The sequence below is a fragment of the Roseococcus pinisoli genome, from assembly GCF_018413645.1.
GTDB lineage: Bacteria > Pseudomonadota > Alphaproteobacteria > Acetobacterales > Acetobacteraceae > Roseococcus > Roseococcus pinisoli.
In genome coordinates this window covers 1109776-1129915 of the sequence record NZ_JAHCDA010000002.1, presented here as the reverse complement: position 1 = coordinate 1129915, position 20140 = coordinate 1109776, and the positions used below count along the sequence as shown (strand labels likewise).

Annotated in this window: 17 protein-coding genes; 1 reads left to right on the top strand and 16 read right to left on the bottom strand. The window is 70.3% G+C overall.

Going from position 1 to position 20140, the window contains the following annotated elements; genetic code table 11:
* Positions 1–7 precede the first annotated feature (7 nt).
* The 16 genes from pehA to KHU32_RS13905 all read right to left on the bottom strand — a co-directional run bounded on the left by pehA (position 8) and on the right by KHU32_RS13905 (position 18464).
* Positions 8–1576, bottom strand: a complete 1569-nt coding sequence (pehA, locus tag KHU32_RS13980; RefSeq protein ID WP_213670692.1) for a phosphoric/sulfuric ester hydrolase PehA — start codon at positions 1574–1576, stop codon at positions 8–10.
* A 207-nt stretch (positions 1577–1783) separates the two neighbouring features.
* Positions 1784–2722 carry an ABC transporter substrate-binding protein gene (locus tag KHU32_RS13975; RefSeq protein WP_249681031.1) on the bottom strand — a complete coding sequence of 313 codons (939 nt, stop codon included), beginning with the start codon at positions 2720–2722 and terminating at the stop codon, positions 1784–1786.
* Between the two features lie 10 nt (positions 2723–2732).
* Positions 2733–3683 carry an ABC transporter substrate-binding protein gene (locus KHU32_RS13970; RefSeq protein WP_213670690.1) on the bottom strand — a complete coding sequence of 317 codons (951 nt, stop codon included), beginning with the start codon at positions 3681–3683 and terminating at the stop codon, positions 2733–2735.
* Positions 3684–3690: 7 nt separating this feature from the next.
* Positions 3691–4797 (bottom strand): LLM class flavin-dependent oxidoreductase, encoded by a 1107-nt coding sequence (locus tag KHU32_RS13965; protein ID WP_213670689.1) that lies wholly within the window; start codon positions 4795–4797, stop codon positions 3691–3693.
* 83 nt (positions 4798–4880) lie between these two features.
* Positions 4881–5624 carry an ABC transporter ATP-binding protein gene (locus KHU32_RS13960; protein WP_213670688.1) on the bottom strand — a complete coding sequence of 248 codons (744 nt, stop codon included), beginning with the start codon at positions 5622–5624 and terminating at the stop codon, positions 4881–4883.
* A gap of 1 nt (position 5625) precedes the next feature.
* Complete coding sequence (locus KHU32_RS13955; protein WP_213670687.1) at positions 5626–6456, bottom strand: ABC transporter permease subunit; 831 nt, start codon at positions 6454–6456, stop codon at positions 5626–5628.
* 723 nt (positions 6457–7179) lie between these two features.
* Positions 7180–7869 (bottom strand): PEP-CTERM sorting domain-containing protein, encoded by a 690-nt coding sequence (locus KHU32_RS13950; RefSeq protein WP_213670686.1) that lies wholly within the window; start codon positions 7867–7869, stop codon positions 7180–7182.
* A gap of 161 nt (positions 7870–8030) precedes the next feature.
* Positions 8031–9494 carry an exosortase A gene (gene xrtA / locus KHU32_RS13945; protein ID WP_213670685.1) on the bottom strand — a complete coding sequence of 488 codons (1464 nt, stop codon included), beginning with the start codon at positions 9492–9494 and terminating at the stop codon, positions 8031–8033.
* A complete protein-coding gene (locus tag KHU32_RS13940; protein ID WP_213670684.1) occupies positions 9491–10708 on the bottom strand; it encodes a TIGR03087 family PEP-CTERM/XrtA system glycosyltransferase in 1218 nt (405 codons plus the stop codon). The genes xrtA and KHU32_RS13940 overlap by 4 nt, the downstream gene beginning before the upstream one ends.
* Positions 10708–11802: a FemAB family XrtA/PEP-CTERM system-associated protein gene (locus KHU32_RS13935; RefSeq protein ID WP_213670683.1), complete on the bottom strand. Its 1095-nt coding sequence runs from the start codon at positions 11800–11802 to the stop codon at positions 10708–10710. The genes KHU32_RS13940 and KHU32_RS13935 overlap by 1 nt, the downstream gene beginning before the upstream one ends.
* A gap of 2 nt (positions 11803–11804) precedes the next feature.
* Positions 11805–12725 (bottom strand): XrtA system polysaccharide deacetylase, encoded by a 921-nt coding sequence (locus KHU32_RS13930; RefSeq protein ID WP_213670682.1) that lies wholly within the window; start codon positions 12723–12725, stop codon positions 11805–11807.
* Positions 12722–13693, bottom strand: coding sequence for an AAA family ATPase (locus KHU32_RS13925; RefSeq protein ID WP_249681029.1), 972 nt, complete (start codon positions 13691–13693; stop codon positions 12722–12724). Before KHU32_RS13925 ends, KHU32_RS13930 begins: the two co-directional genes overlap by 4 nt.
* Positions 13694–13703: 10 nt before the next feature.
* Positions 13704–15428 (bottom strand): TIGR03016 family PEP-CTERM system-associated outer membrane protein, encoded by a 1725-nt coding sequence (locus KHU32_RS13920; RefSeq protein WP_213670681.1) that lies wholly within the window; start codon positions 15426–15428, stop codon positions 13704–13706.
* On the bottom strand, positions 15421–16344 hold the full coding sequence (locus KHU32_RS13915; RefSeq protein ID WP_213670680.1) for an AAA family ATPase: 924 nt from the start codon (positions 16342–16344) through the stop codon (positions 15421–15423). Before KHU32_RS13915 ends, KHU32_RS13920 begins: the two co-directional genes overlap by 8 nt.
* Complete coding sequence (locus KHU32_RS13910; protein WP_213670679.1) at positions 16341–17840, bottom strand: XrtA system polysaccharide chain length determinant; 1500 nt, start codon at positions 17838–17840, stop codon at positions 16341–16343. The genes KHU32_RS13915 and KHU32_RS13910 overlap by 4 nt, the downstream gene beginning before the upstream one ends.
* A gap of 3 nt (positions 17841–17843) precedes the next feature.
* Positions 17844–18464 carry an XrtA/PEP-CTERM system exopolysaccharide export protein gene (locus KHU32_RS13905; protein ID WP_249681028.1) on the bottom strand — a complete coding sequence of 207 codons (621 nt, stop codon included), beginning with the start codon at positions 18462–18464 and terminating at the stop codon, positions 17844–17846.
* A 313-nt stretch (positions 18465–18777) separates the two neighbouring features.
* Here KHU32_RS13905 and KHU32_RS13900 point away from each other — a divergent pair, with 313 nt between their 5' ends.
* Positions 18778–20109 (top strand): exopolysaccharide biosynthesis polyprenyl glycosylphosphotransferase, encoded by a 1332-nt coding sequence (locus tag KHU32_RS13900; protein WP_213670677.1) that lies wholly within the window; start codon positions 18778–18780, stop codon positions 20107–20109.
* Positions 20110–20140 lie beyond the last annotated feature (31 nt).

Genomic DNA, 20140 nt, shown 5'->3' with positions numbered 1-20140 from the left:
TCGTTCGTCACTCGGCGGCGTCACGGAGGGCTTCGGCGGGCGGCGCCGGATGCCGCTCCTCCAGGCCCTGCGGCGTCGCGCGGAAATGGGTCAGCGTGCGTTCGGCATGGGTCAGCCGCCAGGACAGCGCCTTCTGGGCGTAGTCCTTCACGAGCGACGCATGGGCCGGGTCTTCCGCCAGGTTGCGGAACTGGTGCGGGTCGGCCCGCAGGTCGAAGAAGAGCGGCGGCAGTGCGGCGAAATGGACGTATTTGTAGCGGCCGTCCTGCACGACGCAGAGGCTGCTCTCGTCCATGGAGAGGCCGAGCGCGCTCTCGGGTCGCGAGTAGAAGACGTCGCGGAAGTCGTATTCGTAGTGCAGCAGGTCGCGCCAGCCAGCGGGCGCGGGGCCGCCCAGCAGCGGCAGCAGCGAGCGCCCGTCGCAGGCATGCGGGATCTGGCCGCCGAGATGCTCGAGGATGGTCGGCATCACGTCCACGCTCTCGGTGAAGGCGTCCTCGATCGCGCCCGGGCGCCGCGGCGTGCCGGCTTCCTTCACCACCAGCGGGATGCGGAAGCTCTCGTCGAAGTAGCCGATCTTGCCGAGCAGGTAGTGGTCGCCGAGCTGCTCGCCATGGTCGGAGGTGAAGATGATGGTCGTCTCTTCCCATTGGCCCGTCTGGTCCAGGTAGTCGAAGACCTGGCCGAGATTGTCGTCGATCTCGGTCATCATGCCGGCATAGGTCGCGCGCATCTGGCGGATGGCCGCCTCGTCGAGCTCCGTCGCGGCGCCGCCGGCGCCATGGAAGAAGCTGCCCTGGCTGATGCCGCGCAGATAGAAGTCGAGCAGCGGGTGCTGCGCCGCTTCCTGCGCCCAGTCCGCGGCGCGCACGGGGGCGGGCATGTCCTCGGCCCGGTACATCGCGTGATAGGGCGCGGAGGCGATGAAGGGCGGGTGCGGCCGGTAGTAGCCGAGGTGGAGGAACCAGGGCTTCTGGCCTACGCCCTTCAGGTAGGTCAGCGCGCGCTCGGTGAAGTAGGCGGTGTCCGACAGCTCGGCCGGGATGCGGCTGGGCCGGGTGGTGACGCCGGGCTCGCTGTCCTCGCCTTCCGGCAGCCAGATGTTCTCGCGCTTCTCCGGCAGCTCGTAGCCCTTCTGGGCGAGCCAGCCGAAATAGCCGTCCATCGTCGGCTCGAAGGCGCCGACGCTGCGGAACCCGTCCATCACGTCGCCGAGATAGGTGAAGCGCGGGTCGCGCGGGCCGGTCTCGCGCGGGTCGGGCGTGGTGGTCGTGTAGCCGATCAGCGCCGGGTCGTAGCCGATGCGGCGGAGCTGCTTGGCGAGGTTGGTGTGGCGCGCATCCAGCGGCACCGTGTTCTGCACGGCGCGGTGGTTCATCAGGTAGAGGCCGGTCAGCAGGCTGGCGCGCGCCGGGCCGCAGGGCACCGTGGTGGTGACGTGGTTGCGGAAGGTCACGCCCTCGCGGCAGAGCCGGTCGAGGTTCGGCGTCCGCAGGAATTCCGCGCCGAGATGGGGGATGAAATCCGCGCGCCACTGATCCACGACGATCAGCAGCACATTCCGCCTGTTGGTCATTTCGCCTCGTCCGTCTGTCGCCGCGGGGGTTAGCGACGGGACGAGATGAACCGATGACGGATCGATGTCCGATCCGTGAAACCGGGGCTTATCCCCTGCTTATTGTGAAGGGACGGAGACGGGGGCGGGACAAAGGGCGGGCATGCCCCGGCGCTCGGGGGGCCGCTTCGCCACGCCGGTCCCGCGGGCCGGCGTGGCGGGCGACGGTCAGCTGTCCGTCAGGGTGAAGCCCGTGTCGAAGGCATCGGCGACGCGGATGGGGCGTGAGAAGACGCCGAACTCCACCGCGGCGTCGCTGGCCGCCTGCAGCTCGGCGATCAGGGGCGCGTCGATCGGCACGGCGCGGGAGCGCTGCACCTCATAGGCGCGCTGCAGGAAGCGCACGGGAATGCGCGTGAGCTCCGAGGTGTTCTGCGCGAAGGCCGGGATGTTGTTCAGCGCCCAGGCCCAGCCGCGCCGGTTGCGCTGCAGGAAGTCCTGCAGCAGCGGGCGCTTGTCGCGCAGGGTGTTGTCATGCACCGAGAGGAAGTTGGCGGTGGGGGTGAGGCCCGTGCCATCCACCAGCACGCGCGCGCCGAAGCCCAGGATCTCGATGGAGTTGTACGGCTCCCAGATTGCCCAGCCATCCACCGCGCCCGAACGGAAGGCGAGCGAGGCGTCGGTCGGGCCCAGCGGCACGATGGTGACCTCCGCCGGATCGATATTCGCCCGCTTCAGCGCGGCGCGGACGAGGAACTGGCCCCATCCCCCGCGATTGCCGGCCACCTTCTTCCCGCGCAGGTCCTCGATGGTCCGGATCGGGCCGTCCCCGCGCACGAGGATGGCCTGGGAGGCCTGGTCGTGCCGCGTGGCGCCGATCGCCTTAATGGGCGCGCCATTGGCGAAGACGCTGAGGAAGGCGAGGTCCCCCTGCGTGCCGAGGTCGATGGCATTGGCGTTCAGCGCCTCCAGCAGGGGAGCGGCCGCCGGGAATTCGCTCCACTCGATGCGGTAGGGCAGGTCGCGCCCCTGGCCCGAGACGTCGATGAGCGAACGCAGCCCGCCCTTCTGGTTGCCGATGCGCAGGATCGGCGTGGACTGCGCGAGGGCCGGCGCCGCCAGCAGGGCGGTGGCGCCGCCTGCCAGGGCGCGGCGTGTGAACTTCATGGTCATCGCCTCAGCTCCCCAGGCCGCGGGTGAAGGACTGGTCCACCGCCTCGGCCACGTTCACGCGCTGGGGCACGACGCCCCAGGCCTGCGCCTGGTCGACCGCGACCTGGAACTCCCGCACCAGCGCGTCATCGATGGGCACCGCGCGCGTCTGGTTCACGCCATAGGCGCGCTCGATCACCGGCACGGGCTGGCGGATGATGGAGGCCGTGAAGCGCGCATATTCCTGCCGGTTGTCCTGCGCCCAGGCCCAGGCGCGGGCATTGCGCCGCACGAAGTCCTGCAGCTGCTCGCGCCGCTGCGTCAGCGCGTCGTTATGGACGGCGAGCAGGCTGGCCGAGGGCACCAGCCCCCGCGCATCCGTCAGCACCCGGGAGCCGAAGTTCAGGACCTCGAGCGAGGTATAGGGTTCCCAGACCGACCAGGCGTCCACTTCGCCAGTGCGGAAGGCGAGCGCCGCCTCGGCCGGCAGCAGCCAGGCGAAGCGCACGTCGGAGAAGGGGATGCCCTCCCGCTGGAGGATCGCGAGCAGCGAGTAGTGCGTCCAGCCGCCCCGCGCGGCGGCGATGCGCTTGCCGCGCAGATCCGCCACGGTGCGGATCGGGCTGTCGCCGCGCACCACGATATTCTGCGAGGCGCCGTCCGAACGGGTGGCGGCGATCGCCTTGATGGGCGCGCCGGAAGAATAGACGCTGAAGAAGTTGAGGTCGCCCATGCTGCCGAGGTCGATGGCATTGGCGTTCAGGGCCTCCAGCAGCGGCTGGGCGGCCGGAAACTCGCTCCATTCGATGCGGTAGGGCAGGTCCCCTGCCACGCGGGAGACCTCCAGCAGCGAGCGGAGCCCGCCGCGCTGGTTGCCGACGCGCAGCGTGCGCGGGGCCTGGGCCCGCGCGATGGCGGGGGCGGCGGCCAGGGCCGTCGCGCCGATCAGCGCGCGGCGGTCGATGTTGAAGCTCATGGCGGCGTCACTCGGCGGCGGCGTGGAGCGAGACCGAGACCCGGCCGACATCCTCGGCCTTGGCCAGCTCGCGCACCAGCGGGATCAGCTCCGAGCCATACTGGGCCACGTCCGGCAGCGGATCCCAGCCGCGCAGGATGAAGTGCGAGACGCCGAGGCCGCGATAGCGCAGCAGCGAGCGCGCGACCTGCTCGGCCGTGCCGACCAGCGCGGTGCTGTTGCCGCGCCCGCCGAGCACGCCGGCCATGGCGGTCCAGAGCCGCTCGTCCAGCACCTCGCCGCGCTGGGCGAGGCTCACCAGCCGCTGGGAGTTCACCGCCTGGCCGGCCGGGATCAGCCCCTGCGTGCCGTTCGATTCCAGCTTGGCGATGGCGCGGCGGCGGTAGTCATGCGCCTTCTCCCAGGCCTGCTTCTCCGTCGCGCCGATGATCGGACGGTTGGACCAGGAGAAGGCGGGGACATGGTCGCCGGAGGAAGCGGCGCGGACGCGGTCGAGCATGGCGCTCGTCTCGGCCAGGGGCTCGCCGAAGAGCGCATAGACGTCGGCATGGCGCGCGGCCACGCGCAGCGCGATGTCCGAGGCGCCGCCGAAGAAGATCGGCAGATAGGGCTTCTGGACCGGTCGGATATCCGACCAGGCCTGCTCGAAGCGATAGAATTCGCCCGCATGGTCGATCGGCCCCTCGGCCGTCCAGATGCGGCGGAGGATGTCCAGGAACTCGTCGGTCCGGCGGTAGCGCGCACCGTGATCGGCGTGGTCGCCGTCCTTGCGCTGGTCGATATCCTCGCCGCCGGAGATGACGTGGAGTGCGAGGCGCCCGCCGGTCAGCTGGTCCAGCGTGGCGAGCTTGCGCGCGGCGAGGGTGGGCGAGACGAAGCCGGGCCGGTGCGCGAGCAGGAAGTTGAGCCGCTTCACGGCGGTGGCGGCCTGGGCGAGGACGAGGAAGCCGTCCGCCGCATTGGTCCAGTAGCCGGCGAGGACGCGGTCGAAATCGCCTTCCTCGTGCAGGCGGGTGATGTGATTGATGAAGTCGGGCTGGAAGGCCGCCCCCTCCTGGACCTCGAGGTCGGAGGTGGGGCGGGCCCAGATCATGCCGGTGATGTGAAGGCTCATGGCGAGCTCCTGTGGAAAGCGTTGCGACGGGAGTTCAGGACCGGTGCCGACATCGCCTCTCCGGGATCGTCCGGGCCGCCATCTCAGGCCGCCTTCGCCGCGGCGTCATGGCCGTCCTCATCCACCCCGAGGGCGGCGAGGAGCCGGAGGCGCAGGGCGTCGAAACCCGGGGCGGAGCGGCGGCGCGGGCGCGGGACGGGCACCGCGACATCGTCGATGAAGCGGCCATTCGCCAGCACCAGCACGCGGGAGGCCAGCAAAAGCGCCTCCTCCACGTCATGCGTCACCAGCAGGACGGCGGGGCGATGGGCCTCCCACAGCTCGCCGACCAGCGACTGCATGCGCAGGCGGGTCAGCGCGTCGAGCGAGGCGAAGGGCTCGTCCAGCAGCAGCAGCTCCGGCTCGCGCACGAGGGCGCGGGCCAGGCCGGTGCGTTGCGCCTCGCCGCCCGAGAGGGTGAGCGGCCAGGCCTCGGCGCGATGCGCCAGCTCCACCTCGCGCAGCGCGTTCAGCGCGCGTTGCCGCGTGGTCGTGGCGTTGCCGGCAAGTCCGAGCGCGACATTCTGCCAGACCGGCTTCCAGGGCAGCAGCCGGGGCTCCTGGAAGACCACGGCCCGGCGCTGGGGCAGGGCGGCCTCGCCCTCCGTGACAGGATCGAGGCCGGCCAGGGTGCGCAGCAGCGTGGTCTTGCCCGAGCCGCTGCGGCCCAGCAGCGCGACGAACTCACCGGCCTGGATGTCGAGGTTGATGCGGTCCAGCACGGGGGGCGAGTCCGGGCCGTGGAACCGGCGGGAGAGCGCGCGGAGGGAGACGATGGGCTGGCTCATCTCAGGCCTCCCGGATCAGCGAGGGACGCCAGGCGAGGGCCCGCCGCTCCAGCACGCGGACCAGCTGGTCGGCGCCGAGGCCGAGCAGGGCGTAGACCAGCAGGCCGACCAGGATGATGTCGGTGCGCAGGAATTCGCGGGCATCCATCACCAGGAAGCCGATGCCTGCCGTGGCGTTGATCTGCTCGCCCACCACGAGGCTCAGCCAGGCCGTGCCCAGCGCGTAGCGCAGGCCGACCAGGGCCTGGGGCAGCGCCCCGGGCAGCACGACGTGGCGGATGAGGCCCCATCGATCGAGGCCGAAGATGCGCCCCGCCTCGATCAGCTTCGGGTCCACGCCGCGGATGCCGCCGAAGAGCGTCAGATAGATGGGGAAGGTGGCGCCGAGGGCGACGAGGGCGATCTTGGTCGCCTCGCCGATGCCGAGCCACAGGATGAAGAGCGGCACCAGCGCCAGGAACGGCAGCGCGCGCAGCATCTGCAGCGTGGCGTCCACCGCATCCTCGCCGAGGCGGGACAGGCCGGCGATGAGGCCCAGCGAGACCCCGGCGGAAAGCGCGATGGCCAGGCCGATCGCGACCCGCTGCAGCGAGATCAGCAGGTGATAGGGCAGCTCGCCGGAGACGATCAGCTCCCAGGCGGCGGCCGCGATGGCGTTGGGGGGCGCGAGCAGCCGCGTGGAGATGAGGCCGGTATTCGCCGCGATCTGCCAGAGCGCCACGAGCAGGATGGGGACGACGAGGCGCCGGAGGCGGCTCAGCTTCCAGGTGAAGCGGGGAGACGGGCGCGCCGGCCGAATAGCGACGGGGGCGGCAATGGCTTGGCCTGACATGGGCAGGACTCCGAAGACATCAGGAAAGGGCGGCGTTCGCCGCAGGCTGGATGGTCGAGGCTAGAGAGGCGCGCGACAGACGGCCGGCGCCGTGCCCGGCGGGGATTCAGGAATGGCGCGGGGTTTCATGTCGGGCAGGCGCATGGATCCTCCACCGCGACGAGGCGGCGTCCGGAAGCATTGGGAGATGGGGAAGGGGCGGCTTAGGGCCGGCGACAGCGCTTCGCGAAAGGCCGGGGCGCGAAAGGCTTCATCGGGGCGGGTCGGGCGGTGGCGTGGCCGAGCCGAGGCATATCCTGGTCCTATCCGGTCCGGCGGCCCGGTTAGGCGCCGTTCAGATAGAACGCATTTTCATCGGTGATTTGTCAATTAGAATTGTCGTGCAAAATAGTGATTTTATAAATTACCAAATTTATCCGTTATATGGGGCAGCGAGCTGCAGGATGCGGCCCGGCAGCGATGTCGCGGCGGAGCCCGCGTAACGGCGCGTCCTGCGGTCCGATCGATAAGTGGGGATCTCGCTCCGCCCGACGGCGTCCCTCCCGCGCAGTGGCGCGCTTGTCTGCCAGAGGCAGGAGGGAGCAGGTCGTAGAAGGCGGGACATGGCCCGGGCGGAAGCCGCCCTCTTGATGGTGCCGGCAGGCGCTGTTCGGTCGGTGCCTGGCCGGAAGCGGCGGGTCGCGAAGGGGTGTCAGCTTTCCCCGCCGCGACCGGCCGTGACGCTCAGCCCTTGCGGCGCGAGCGGCGAGCGAAGCCCAGGCCGAGCAGGGCGGAGCCGAGCAGGGCGAAGGAGGCCGGCTCGGGCACGCGCACGATCTGGGCGTCGGCCTGCAGGCCTGCGGAGGGGCCCGTGAAGGTCGCCGTGATCACCAGCGTCTCCGAGAAAAACTCGTTCGTCAGGGCGATGTTGGCCGGCAGCTGACCCGAGGCATTGGTGGGGCCCGAGGTATAGGTCTGCGACGCGATCTGCGTGCCGCGGCCGAAGGCGGTGTTGTTGTTGTCGACGTAAGTCGTGAGCGTCACGCTCTGCACGTCAGCGCCGTTCAGCAGGAAGTTGGTCGTGAAGCTGCTCGCCAGCGACGCCAGCAGGCCGCCGGCCGAGGCGGAGGTGAGGCCGGTCTGCGTGAATTCCAGACGGATCGTGTGCGTGCCCGAATAGCCCGAGATGGCCGAGACGCTGGTCGTCTGCGCGAGCAGCGACGGCGATTCGACGATCGGCGCGCCATAGGCATTGGCCGACACGTTGAAATAGGTCGTCGAGCCGGAGGCCGCCAGCAGGCCGCTCGAGGAGGAGGTGGAAAGTCCGCCGACAAGGGCGTTGTCCTCATAGACCCGGAACTGCAGCGTCGGCGCCGCCTGAGCCGCGCCGGCAATGCCGAGGCTCATCAGTGCTGCGAACAGGAACTTCTTCATCTCGTTTTTACTCCATCAATGGATGCCCAGACCACGACGAGCGCGGCTGCCCCTTTGTTCAGCAATCGCCATGCCAATAAATTTATTGGCCGAAAACAATGGTTTGTGAGGGTTGGCGAAGGGCCTGGATGCGCGGTGTAAACTCGGCCGACAGCCGAGGTTCAAAAAGCCGACAGGTGGGCCGCGCGCTGCACCAGGCCGTCGTGCTGCGCGCCCAGAACCGCCTGCATCAGCAGGCGCATGCGGGCGGGATCCAGCGGGCCGTTCGGCACGAGGCTCACGATCGCCAGCACCGGCTTGCCGCCGTGGCCGCGCAGGGAATTCCAGGCCTGCCGGGCCCGGGTGCTCACGCCGTTGCCGGCCGGCGCGCCGTCGAGCCAGGCGGCCATGGCCACCGCCCCCGGCACGAGCTGACCCTGCCGGACCTGCCAGCGTGCCGCCGGCGTGACGACGTCGAAGATCAGCGCCTCGTCATCCGCGCCCGCGGCCTGACGACGCGCATTGGCGACGGCCGACCAGTTCGTGCCCGGGGCAAAGGCGATCACCGACGCCGATAAGCTCGCACCTGGGCAAAGCAGCGCCTCGCCGCCGGCCTCGCAGCCCGCCGGCGCGGCGAGGCGGATCGTCTCGGCCACCGGCGGCGGGACGGAGGCGTCGAGCGCCCGGGCGGCGACCGGCCCGAGGGCGGCAAGGCCGACCGCGATCACCAGCGCCGCGGCGAGGCGGGGCGGCGCGGCGGGCCGGATCGGCTGAACGGAGGCCGGCACGGCGGGCTCGGCATCCTGCCGGAAGGGCAGGCCCGCGACGATGAGGAGGACCATGACGAGGGAGAAGAAGCCCCAGCCGTAGATCACGTGGTCGGCCGCGGCCGCCTCGGCGCTGCCCATGTAGTGGCCCATCAGCACGATCGCGAGCGCGCGGATCCCGTTGGCGATCACCGGCACGACGACCGCCAGCAGCATCACCATGAGCCGCCGCCAGGGGCTGCGGAACATGCACAGGGCATAGAGCGTGCCGAAAGCCATCGCCGCGATGAGGAAGCGCAGCCCCGCGCAGGCCTCGGCCACCAGGAAGGTGCCGGCCGGGATGTCGATGGTGAGCCCGTCGGCATGATGCGGGATGCCGAAGATCCGGAGCCCGAACAGGATCATGTCGAGCGTGATGTCCTGCAGCCAGGGGGTCGCGAATTCGCCGAAGGGGACCAGGAAGACGAGGTAGCCCAGCGGTGCGGCCATCGCCCAGCTCACCCGCCAGCCGAGGGTGGCGAGCACCAGCACCCAGACGAGGCCGAGTGCCGCGAATTGCCGCCCCTCCATGATGCCCAGACGCTCGGCCACGAACCAGGCCGCCGCGCCGCCGATCGCCAGGAGGCCGGCGAGGGGCAGGGGTTCCGGCGACAGCCCTGCCAGCCGGTGGCGCCGGCTCCAGGCCAGCCAGGCGGCGATGGGCAGGATCAGCCAGCAATGCCCATAGGCGCTGGAGCGGTCCCAGGTGGAGACCGCGGCCGCGACCTCGGGCCAGAACAGCACGCCCAGCGCGCCCAGCCCGATCGCCATGGCGGCGAGCGCCGTCTCCCATCCGGAGAAGTCCGGGACGAGGGTGGCGGTCGGGCGGGCGGTGCTCACGCCGGCATGCGATCACGCGCCTCGGCGGATTCCAGGACGTGGTCCAGCCGTTGCAGCGTCGCCCGCCAGTCGTGCCCGGCCATGACGGCGGCACGTCCCGCGGCGCCGAGGTCGGGATGCTCCCCGTCCAGCACCTCGCGGATGCGACGGGCGGTCTCGAGGGCGCCTTCGGCCACCAGGATGTCCCGACCCGCGCGGGCGCGCACGCCCTCGAAGGCCTCGGGCGAGGCGACGACGGGGCGGGCCATGGCCATGGCCTCCAGCACCTTGTTCTGGATGCCGCGGGCGATGCGCAGCGGCGCGACCACCACCGCGGCATGGGCCAGATAGGGCCGCACGTCGGGCACCGTCCCCGTGACGTGGACGCCGCGCTGCTGCGCCAGCGCCCGCACGGCGGCCGTCGGATTGGCGCCGACGATGTGGAACTCCGCCTCGGACAGCATCGGCATCACCTCGCGGGCGAACCAGGAGACGGCCTCGATGTTCGGGCGGTAGTCCATCGTCCCGGTGAAGACGATGGTGGGCGCGCGGCCGGAGAAGGGCCGGTCCGTGCGCCGTGCCGGATCGAAGCGGCCGAGCGCGACGCCGTTGTCGACATGGTCCACCCGCCCCGCGCATTCGGGGGCGAGGGCGGCGAAATGCGCGGCCTCGGCTTCCGAGACGAAGAGGCTGCAATCGAAGTCGGCGGCGGCCGCGCGCTCGAAGGCCAGCAGCGTGCGTGCCTCCCGCGCCCAGACCTGCCGCATCGGCGCGCGCCCGGCATCGGCATAGGCGCGCCACTTTTCGGAATCCACATCCACCATGTCGAGGATGCGGCGCAGGCCGGGGCGGCCGGCGCCCATGAGATAGGGCGCCATGGAGGAGGAATAGACGAAGACCGCGTCGTGGCGCCCGCGGGCGAGCTGGTCTTCCGTCCAGGCGCGGAGCCCCGGCTCGTGGAACCAGCCGAGGCTGAGGGGGCGGCCGGGCCGGAGTTGCCGCACGGCGCGTATCGCCGCCCCGGCGCGCGAGCCGGTCCAGCGCGCCTCGACGGTGGCACAGCTGCGCTTCAGCGCCGGCACATGGTCGAAATCGGCCCGGTCGTCGACGAGGCAGCCGAGATCGACCTCCCAGCTTTGCGCGAGATGCTCGAGCATGTGCCAGGCGCGGATCTTGTCGCCCTTATCGGGCGGGAAGGGGATGCGATGGCACAGGAAGAGCAGCCGCCCGCCCATCAGCCGAGCCCCCGGACGATGAAGGGGCCCAACGCGTTGGCGAGGCGGATGGGCAGCCGTCGCCAGGCCGCGATCATCATCTTGTACTTGGGGTTGGAGGGATTGTTCTCCGTCAGCTTCGCGCCTTCGCGGAGCTGGTAGCAGTAATGCAGCGGCTCGGGCGTGAAGCCCCAGTTGCGCTTGAAGTCGAAGGCGCCGGTTCCGCTCTTGCTGCGGCCGAAATCGAAGAGCCGCGCGCCGCGCTCGGCGCCCGCGCGGCGCATCACCTCCCAGTAGAGGAAGTCGTTGGCCGCGAGTCCGCGCGCCGCCCGACCGCCGCCGCCGTAATAGGGCAGCACCTCGTCGCGGAAATGGAAGTTGAGCACGGAGGCGACCGGGCGCCCCTCATGCAGCACGGTCGTGACGTCGTGCGCCTCGGGGAAGGCCTCGGCCAACAGGCGGAAATAGCGGCGCGGGAAGACGGGCGTGCCCAGCGCATGCACCATCTCGGCATAGACCTGATGCAGCACGTCGGTGTCGCTGTTCGAGACGCTGGTCAGGCCGTTCTGGATGCCCTTGCGCACCATCGCCCGCTGCTTCCGCGGGATGGCCTTCATGTCGGCCTCGGCCTCGCCGGTGATGGCGCGGCGGAAGGTGTAGTGGAGCGGCGGGCGCTCAGGCCAGCCCACATCCGCCTGGTCCCGGCGGCGGAATTCCAGGAGCGGCACGCCCGTCTCGCGCATCAGCGCGCGGGCGTGATCCTCGAGCGCCTGCGCCGCCTCGGGCGTCGTCGCCACCGGCCCGCCATAGACGCAGAAGGGCGTGGAGATCAGCGCATCGCCGAAGAGGCGCGTGCGCATCCGCGCCAGCGGCAGGATGCCGGTGATCGCGCCGTCCTGCTCGGCGAAGGCATAATGCGTCGCATGGCCGAAAGCCTGCTCGATGACGCGGCGCCAGGCCGGGCGATGGAAGAAGGTCGCTTCCGGCGTCGCCCGCACGAAGCTCTCCCAGGCGTCCTCCGTGCCGGCGACGCTGTGGTCGTCGAGGGGCAGGACGCGCACGGGCCGGCTCGCCCGCGTCGGAAGGGCCGGCTGGATCTTCGCCTCGGCGCCCATGCTCAGTTCACCATGGCGCGGTGGCCGGCGGGGGCGGGCGCCTGGCTGATCTCGTCGGCGAAGACATCCTCCATGGCACCCCAGGAGAAGTCGCTCAGCAGGCGGGCCAGCCGCGGCGGCATGCTGGCGACACCGGTGTAGTGCCGGAAGCGCGAAAGGCGGTTGGCGTGCCAGACGCGCGGTTGGGCCGCGTCGATCTCCCAGGGGTGAAAGTAGAAGATGCCGGCCCGGCCCTCGATGTCGTTCACGTGGCGCAGCCCCGCGCGGAAGAGCCGGTAGGGCGCAAGCCGGAACCATCCCCCGCCCGAGCAGGGCAGGTTGCGGCCGAAGGCGCGGCAGGTGGTCATCGGCAGCTCGACCACGCCCTCCGGCCTCGGCCGGTGCGCGACCCGCGGCGTGTCGGGCGAGCCGTAGAGATCGTGCCGCACCGGGAAGACGGAGGAGGAATAGCGGTAGCCCTCCTCGGCCAGGATGCCATGCGCCCAGGGCGTCGCGGGGCCGATCGAGAAGGTCGGCGCGCGATAGCCCGAGACCCGCACCCCGCCGGCATCCTCCAGGATCGTGCGCGCGCGGCGGATATCCTCGCGGAAGGCCGTGGGGCCGATCTGGTCCACCCGCTGGTGCCCGTAGCCGTGGCTGGCGAGCTCATGGCCGGCCTCGACGATGCGGCGGATCAGGCGCGGATAGCGCTCGGCGACCCAGCCGAGGGTGAAGAAGGTGGCGCGGATGCCGGCTTCCTCGAAGTGGTGCAGCACCGCATCCGTATTGGCTTCCACGCGACAGTCGAGGAAATCCCACTCCTCGCGCGGAATGACGTCGGCGAAGCCCTGCACCTGGAACCAGTCCTCCACATCCACGGACATGGCGTTGCGGGAGCGGGTGCGGTGCTGTGCGACCTCGGGGGCGATCGCGATGGATTTCATGGTCGGTCCCTCACGCCGTCGAAGAATATCTCCGCGAGGCGATTGAAAAGGCGTTCCCTTTGCCCGGCATTCCGCTCGAGCGTCGCGAGGCGCTGCTGGACGTCGCGCAGGGCGGCGTCGTAATCGGCGGAAGCTCCGCCGCGGGCCGTCCGCAGCATGGTCGGGCCCAGATCCTCCTCGAGTTCGAGCGCCGTCGCCTCGACCATGGAAGCGCTCAGCACGTCGGACTTCTCCAGCATGCCGCTCAGCAGCACGCGCGAGCAGAGGCGGTTGATCCGGCGCGGCAGGCCATCCGTGTGGCGGTGGATGAGGTCGAGCGCGCGGTCCTCCCAGCGCGGGTTCTCCTGCCAGCCCACGGCCCGCATGCGGTGCTTCACATAGGCGTGCGTCTCCTCGCGCGAGAGCGCGCCGAGGTGGTAGCTGGCCAGCACGCGCTGCCGCAGCTGCTCGAGGTCGGGGCTGGCGAGCATGGCCCGGAGCTGTGGCTGGCCGAGCAGGATGGTCTGCATCGGCGCCTGCCCGCCCTCGGTCACGTTGGAGAGCATGCGCAGCTCCTCCAGCGCGTCGATCTTCAGGCCCTGCGCCTCGTCGACGATGAGGAGGAAGCGCCGGTCGCCCGCGCGCAGCGCGGCGGAGATGCCCCGCAGCACGGCCGCCTTGTTGCCATCCGCCTCGGTGCCGAAGGCGGCGGCGGCGAGGCGGAGCAGGTCGTCGCCGGCCACCTGGGTGGTGCTGATCCGCGCGACGGCGAAGCCCACGGGATCGAGCTCGGAGCAAAGACGGTCGACGAGGGTGGTCTTCCCCGCGCCGACCTCGCCCGTGACGACCACGAAGCCCTCGCGCTGCGCGATGCCGTAGGTGAGATGCGCATAGGCGCGGGAATGCACGGTGCTCGGATAGAACAGGCGCGCGTCGGGCGTCATCTGGAATGGATGCTCCCGCAGCCCGTAGAAATCCGTGAGCATCATGACGATTCCCCTAGAAGCTCTGCCGGAGGCCGACGAGAACGAGGTTCTGCGTCGCGCGGCCGGTACTGCGTTCGTCGCTGCGGCTGCTGGTGGCGAATTGCAGCGTGCCCGTGAGCCGCGGCTGCAGCTGGTGCGTGAAGGTGAGGCTGGCGGTCACCAAGTCGCCCTTGCCGAGAATGCCGTTGGTGAACTCGCCATATTGGAGATAGGCGAAGGCCGTTGTCCGTTCGGTCAGCGCGTGCGACCAGGAGACCGCGCCCGAGGTGCCGGTCTGCTGGAAGCTGGCCGTGCCGGGCACCGCGGAGATCGGGTCGCGCTTCTCGTAGTTGAAGGTCAGCGCGATGGTGTCGCGCGGCCAGTTCTGCACCAGCGCGGCGGCGGCGGAGCGGACGCGCATCAGGCTCGTCTGCGCGCCGAGAAAGGAATTGGCGAAGGGCTGCACCACGGGCAGGCCGGTGGCGAGATCGATCGGATTGCCCAGCGCGTCGAGCGAGGTCGTGGCCAGGAGGTCTCCCGCCAGCCCGGCCGAGGTGGATAGGCGCTCATTGTAGCTGGCGGAGAGGCGCGTCCTTCCGCCCAGGGCAAGGGAGGCGTCCAGCGAGGCGGAGTCGAAGCCGTCGTGCCGGCCGTATTTCGCGATGATCCGGCTCTCGTCGGAGAAGTCGAGCCGGAAGCCGACGGAATAGATGGGGCCGCTGATGTGCACGCCCGGCACGCCGCCATAGCGCTGCTGCTCGTAGCCGCCCTCGACGAGGGCAGAGAAGCCGCGGACGATGGCGTAGCGCGCCTGGATCGCCGCATTGCGCCGATAGGCGCCGTCCAGCACGCCCGTGCCGATATAGGAGGTGCTGTCCACCCGGGCTTCGAGGGCGAGGCGGCCGAGGTCGGGCCCGCTGCGCGCCACGGCATAGACCTCGTGCGCGGTGAAGTTCTGGTTCTGGAAGGTCGGCAGGCCGCCGGGCGTCAGCGTGAACTGGCCCGACTGCGAGTCGGTCTTCTGGTCGACGTACTGGAAGGCATAGCCGGCGCGGACCGTCGCCAGGTCGCCGAAGCGATGCATGATGTAGGGCGAGATCTGGAAGCTCGTCGTCTGCAGCGTGTTCCGCCGGTCGGTCACCAGCGTCGATTCCGGCGCGATGCCGCCGGTCAGCGTCTGGACGGCGGAGGCGCCGCGGACGTCGAGGAACAGCAGGCCCGGCACCAGCGTGGCGAGGCCCTGGCCGTTGAAGCGCTGGTCCATGCGGTTCTGGCCGCGCGTATTCGCGTAGATCTGGATGTTCGGCGAATAGTTCAGCACGCCCTGCAGGCGCGAGGTGTCGGCGCCCAGGATGAGCGAGGGCATGATCGTCGTGATCATGTCCGAGCGCCGGTTCTGCGCCGTCTGGAAGACGTTGTCGGTGCCCATCACCTGCACGCCGAGGCTGGGCGAGATGGTCCAGCGGCGGGTGGGCTCCGCATCGGCCGGGGGCGGCCCCTCGGCCGGCGGGCCGCCGGTCGGCAAGCCGAAGGCGCCGAGCCTCACGGCCGGCGACAGGGTTGAAGGGGCGGGTATCCCACCCTCCTCGGCCAGCGCCGCCGCTGCTGCCGCGCGGGTGGTGGGCAGCGAGCCCGGGCCGACATCCGAAGGAAGGGGAGGCGGCTCGGCGAAGGCAGGGGATGCACCCACGAAGAGAACCGATACCGCCCCCAGAAATCGGTGCCGGAACGGTGAAAGGTCCTGCAAGGCTTCACGCATGCTCGGTCGCTCCGTAATCCCCATGAGCGCCAAAGCTATCATTTGTCGTGAGTCGTGTGCGATTCAGAAGAAGTTGAAGAAGAGGGCAATTGTCGACAAGATCAAGCGCCGCCTCGACTTCGTCGCGTTGGGTCGATTCCGCCTGCACGACCATGACGACCTGGCCCGCGACGGCCGCCAGGGACTGCGCATCGCTCGTGGCCAGCGCCGGCGGCGTGTCGAGCACCAGCACGTGGCGGGGCAGGGCCGAGGCCAGCGAGCGGATGGCCAGGGCGAGCGTGTCGGAATTCGCCGCCCGCGCCTCGGCCACCGTCGCGCTGCCATGCGGAAGGAAGGAGAGGCGCTCGATCGCGGTCGGCCTGAGCGGCAGTTCGCGGGAGAAATCCTTCTCCCGGGCGAGGGTCATCAGCCCCCGCTCCGCCGTCAGGCCAAGGCGGGCCGTGAGCGACGACGCGCCCCCGTCCACGTCGACCAGCAGGACCGGGCGGGCGGTGGTGCTCGCCATGCTCGCCGCGATGTTGAGCGAGGTGAAGCTCTTGCCCTCGCCGCGCCGGGCGCTGGTGACCATGATGATCTGGCGGCGCGCGGCCGCCCGCGCCTCGCCGACCGCGGGCTCCAGCGCGCGGAACAGCTGGTGCTGCACGAGCGCCAGCTCCTCCATGAACTTGGAGCGCGCCTTCGCCTCGACCGTGAAGGCCAGGCCGGCTTCCCGCAGCGCGGCCATCGGAATGGCCGGGCGCGGCTCTGCCAGGGGGCGAGCGGCGGGCGCATAGACGGGGCGCTCGGCCGGTTCCGCCGGCTGGCGCTCGGCGGCGGGCGGCGCCGGCGGGCCGAGGGGGGCCGGCAGCGGGGACGCGCCCATGGCTTCGAGCGCGCGCTCCACGAGGTGGGCGCGGTTAACCGAACCGGTCGTCATATGAACATCCTCGCCACGTGGAGGGGACCGCCGGCGACGGTCACGCCGAAGGCGAGGAGCAGCATGGCGATGCCGCTCGCAAAGCCCAGTCGACCGAGGAGGACACCGCGCCGCGGCGGGGCCGAGAAGGCGCCCAGCACCGTGGGTCCGAGGCGGCGGAGATCCTGGACGGTGTAGAAAGTCCGGTCGAACTGGGACAGCAGGAAGGCCAGGGCCGCCCCCGCGCCGAGGCCGATGACGAGCACGCCCGCCGCGAGCAGCCGGCGATCCGGCGAGACGGGCTGCGCCAGCACGGAAGGCGGATCGACCACCTCCAGCCGCACGCGGTCCGAGCTGCTGCGCGCCGCGCCGCCGAGCTGGAGCGATTCGCGCCGGGCGAGAAGCTCCTCGTAGTTGCGGCGCAGGACGGAGTAGTCGCGGTCGAGGTTGAGGAACTGGGCCTGCACCTCGGGCTCGCTGCGCGCCATGTTGTCCAGGCGTACCACCTCGGCCTGGCCCTCGCGCTCCTGGCGCTCGAGCGAGGCGATCTGCGCCTCCACGTCGATCAGGCGCAGGCGCATCTGCTCATAGGCCGGATTGACCCGCGAGACCTCGCGCGCCGGACCCGTGCCGCCGCCGCCCCCGGAGGAGCGCAGGGAGCCGACGATGCGGCGCGCGGCCACGACGTCGGGATGCGCGTCGGTGTAGCGCAGGCGCAGCTCGGAAAGGGAGCGCTCCGCCTCGGCGAGGCGCGATCCGCCGCCCCCGCCGCCCGCGATCACGGGCGCGGCGGCCGGCATGGCTTCCAGCTGCTGGCGCGTGAGCTCGAGCCGCCGGCGCTGGTCCTGCAGCTCGCCCTGGACCTGAGCCAGGCGCGAACGGGCTGCCTCCAGGCGCGTGATGCCGCCCAGCGCCTCGGAAGGCAGGACGTCGATGTAGCGGGCCTGGAAGGCGGCGCGCCGCCGCTCCGCTTGCCGCAGCTGCACCTCGTAGGAGGCGATCTGCTGGTTCACGAAGGAGCGCGCATTCTCCATCTGCTGGCGGTCCGTCAGCGTCGCGGCCTCCATGAAGAGGTTCAGCGCCGTCTGCACCACCTCCTGGGCGACGCGCGGGTCGGAATCGCGATAGTCGATGGTGAAGAGGTTGCGCGTCTGCGTCGTGATGCGGATGTCGCGCGCCAGGTCGTTCATCAGCTTCTCGCGCGACAGATCGTCAGGCGCCCGCTGATCGAGGCCGGTGCGGCTGATGATCTTCTCGAGATTGGGGCGGCTGAGCAGCGTGCGCTGCAGGATCTCCACCTGCCCGGCGGGGGAGCTGTCGATCGCGATGCCACGCAGCAGCAGGCCCAGGATCGCATCGGCATCGGCGTAGACGCGGGTGGTCGCCGCGTAGCGGCTCGGCAGGTTCGCCACGACCGTCCATCCGGCGAGGCAGACCAGCCAGGCCAGGGCAAGGGCGCGCCAGCGGTGGCGGGCGCCCGCGGCGATGGCTCGCCGCGCGAGTGCGATCGGTGACATGCGTCAGAACCAGCCCTGCGGGATCACGAGCGTGTCGCCCGGCCGCATAGCCAGATCCTGGGAGATGTCGCCACCCCGCAGCAGGTCGTTCAGGCGGACGCGGATGACCTCCCTTTGGCCGGTCGAGACGTCACGGCGGATGATCTCCGCCCGGTTGCCGGCGGCATAGCGGGTGAGGCCGCGGGCGCCGATCATGACGTCCATGACGGTCATGCCCTCGCGATAGGGCAGGCCCATGGGCTGCGACGCCTCGCCGATCACGCGGATCTGCTGGTCGGCGGGGCCGATGAAGGTCCGCACCATGATGGTGACGTTGGGCTCGCGGACGTATTGGCGAAGCTTGCCCTCGATGTCCCGGGCCAGGTCGGTCGGCGTGCGTCCCGCGGCCTGGATATCGGGGATGAGCGGCAGCGAGATCCGACCGTCGGGGCGGATCGGCAGGTCGGCGGCGCTCAGTTCGGGCGAGCGGTAGACGAAGACGGTCAGCGTATCCCCGGGGCCCAGGAGATAATTCGGGGCCTGCTGGCCGGCTTCGGCGGAAACCGGGCCAAGCTGCCTTGGCGTGTCGCAGGCCGCGAGCATCGCCAACAAGGGCAGGGCGGCAGCACCCTTTCGCCAGCTCATGGTCATCTTTTCTTCCTCGTCTTGAACGCGGGGCCGCTTCCGGTCCAAGACCCATGCGGCCATTCAAATATCCACAAAATACTAGACCATGGCAATGCAATACTATGTGGTATTAAGTGAAAATTTTACAGCTTATAATTCAATTAGTTATCACTAAATTCAATTATTACAGGAAATTAGTTATCAAATGTAAAGCTTTTACACGTTATTTATTGTGCATTACCTTAGTGAACACGACAATTTCATTGCTGAAAACCGTCCTTGTGGATTGAATGTCGATCGCAGCTGGTGGGCCGCGGCGGGGACGAAAAACATGACGAGCCTGTTCAATCACACGGTCCGGTCGGAGATGCTGGCCCTCTACCTGGCCGAGACCGCCGCCATCGCGCTGGCCGTCTTCGCCCTCGTGATGGGGGTGCTGCCCTTCGACGAGACGGGGCCGAGCATCGCCGCCGCCGCCGGTTTCGCCGTGCTCGTGTCCCTCCTGGCGGGCTTCGCCGCCGGCGCGATCGGCCTGTACCGGCCGGTGGCGCTGCAGGGCTTTTTCCCCTCGGTCGCGCGGGGCGTGACGGGATGCGGCCTGCTGGCCCTCCTGGTCGCGGGGTTCCTCGGCGTGCTGCCCTTCGGCTTCCCTCCGCATAGCTTCCTGCCGCTCATGAGCGCGGCGCTTCTCGGCAGCCTGGCGTCCATGGCCCTGCTCCGATTCGCCTTCGGCCTGTTTCAGTTCCCGCTTCCCCGCGTCGCCCTCGTCGGCCGCGCGGCGGATCCCGAGGCGCTGCAGAAGCATTACCGCCCCTTCGAGGTGACGCTGGCCCTGCCGGCCGGCGAGGCGCTGATCGAGGCGGTGGAGCGCGGCCGCCTGCGCGCCTGGCGCATCTGGGCCGTCGTCGCCGCGGTCCAGGCGCCGCTGGCGCCCGCCACGCGCCGGCGCTGCGGCGTCGAGGGGCTGCAGGTCTTCACCGAGAGCGAGTTCAGCGAGAAGGGCCTGAACCGCATCGACATCGAGCGGCTGCCGGACGGCTGGCTCGCCTCGGCCAATGCCCTGCGCGAATCCCTCTGGAGCCGGGGGCTGCGCCGCGCCTTCGACATCCTCCTCTCGCTCGCCCTGCTGACGCTGACGCTGCCTTTGCTGCTGGTGACCATGCTGGCCATCCGCCTCGACGGGCCCGGCCCCATCTTCTACCGGCAGGAGCGCGTGGGCCTGGGGAACCGCCGGTTCAACCTGCTGAAGTTCCGCAGCATGGTGCCCAATGCCGAGGTGAAGGGCGCCCCCGTCTGGGCCACGCAGGGCGATTCCCGCGTGACACGGGTGGGCTACTTCCTGCGGCTCTGCCGGATCGACGAGATCCCGCAGGTGATGAACGTTCTGCGCGGCGACATGTCCTTCATCGGCCCGCGGCCGGAGCGCCCGCGCTTCGTCGAGCAGCTGGGCCAGGTCATCCCGCATTATCACGACCGCGCGGTGGTTCGCCCCGGCATCACGGGCTGGGCGCAGGTGAACTACCCCTATGGCGCCTCGGTCGAGGATGCGCGGATGAAGCTCTCCTACGACCTCTATTACATCCGCCGCCGCAGCTTCTTCCTGGACCTGCTGATCCTGCTCGCCACCGTGCGCGTGGTGCTCTTCCAGGAAGGCGCGCGATGATCCGCCGCCTTTCGGGTTCATGGCGGGCGAC

Excerpts from the sequence above, each read along its gene's own strand:
- pehA (WP_213670692.1), bottom strand. The coding sequence starts at position 1,576 with ATGACCAACAGGCGGAATGTGCTGCTGATCGTCGTGGATCAGTGGCGC.
- KHU32_RS13975 (WP_249681031.1), bottom strand. The coding sequence starts at position 2,722 with ATGAAGTTCACACGCCGCGCCCTGGCAGGCGGCGCCACCGCCCTGCTG.
- KHU32_RS13970 (WP_213670690.1), bottom strand. The coding sequence starts at position 3,683 with ATGAGCTTCAACATCGACCGCCGCGCGCTGATCGGCGCGACGGCCCTG.
- KHU32_RS13965 (WP_213670689.1), bottom strand. The coding sequence starts at position 4,797 with ATGAGCCTTCACATCACCGGCATGATCTGGGCCCGCCCCACCTCCGAC.
- KHU32_RS13960 (WP_213670688.1), bottom strand. The coding sequence starts at position 5,624 with ATGAGCCAGCCCATCGTCTCCCTCCGCGCGCTCTCCCGCCGGTTCCAC.
- KHU32_RS13955 (WP_213670687.1), bottom strand. The coding sequence starts at position 6,456 with ATGTCAGGCCAAGCCATTGCCGCCCCCGTCGCTATTCGGCCGGCGCGC.
- KHU32_RS13950 (WP_213670686.1), bottom strand. The coding sequence starts at position 7,869 with ATGAAGAAGTTCCTGTTCGCAGCACTGATGAGCCTCGGCATTGCCGGC.
- KHU32_RS13940 (WP_213670684.1), bottom strand. The coding sequence starts at position 10,708 with ATGGGCGGGCGGCTGCTCTTCCTGTGCCATCGCATCCCCTTCCCGCCC.
- KHU32_RS13935 (WP_213670683.1), bottom strand. The coding sequence starts at position 11,802 with ATGGGCGCCGAGGCGAAGATCCAGCCGGCCCTTCCGACGCGGGCGAGC.
- KHU32_RS13930 (WP_213670682.1), bottom strand. The coding sequence starts at position 12,725 with ATGAAATCCATCGCGATCGCCCCCGAGGTCGCACAGCACCGCACCCGC.
- KHU32_RS13925 (WP_249681029.1), bottom strand. The coding sequence starts at position 13,693 with ATGATGCTCACGGATTTCTACGGGCTGCGGGAGCATCCATTCCAGATG.
- KHU32_RS13920 (WP_213670681.1), bottom strand. The coding sequence starts at position 15,428 with ATGCGTGAAGCCTTGCAGGACCTTTCACCGTTCCGGCACCGATTTCTG.
- KHU32_RS13915 (WP_213670680.1), bottom strand. The coding sequence starts at position 16,344 with ATGACGACCGGTTCGGTTAACCGCGCCCACCTCGTGGAGCGCGCGCTC.
- KHU32_RS13910 (WP_213670679.1), bottom strand. The coding sequence starts at position 17,840 with ATGTCACCGATCGCACTCGCGCGGCGAGCCATCGCCGCGGGCGCCCGC.
- KHU32_RS13905 (WP_249681028.1), bottom strand. The coding sequence starts at position 18,464 with ATGAGCTGGCGAAAGGGTGCTGCCGCCCTGCCCTTGTTGGCGATGCTC.
- KHU32_RS13900 (WP_213670677.1), top strand. The coding sequence starts at position 18,778 with ATGACGAGCCTGTTCAATCACACGGTCCGGTCGGAGATGCTGGCCCTC.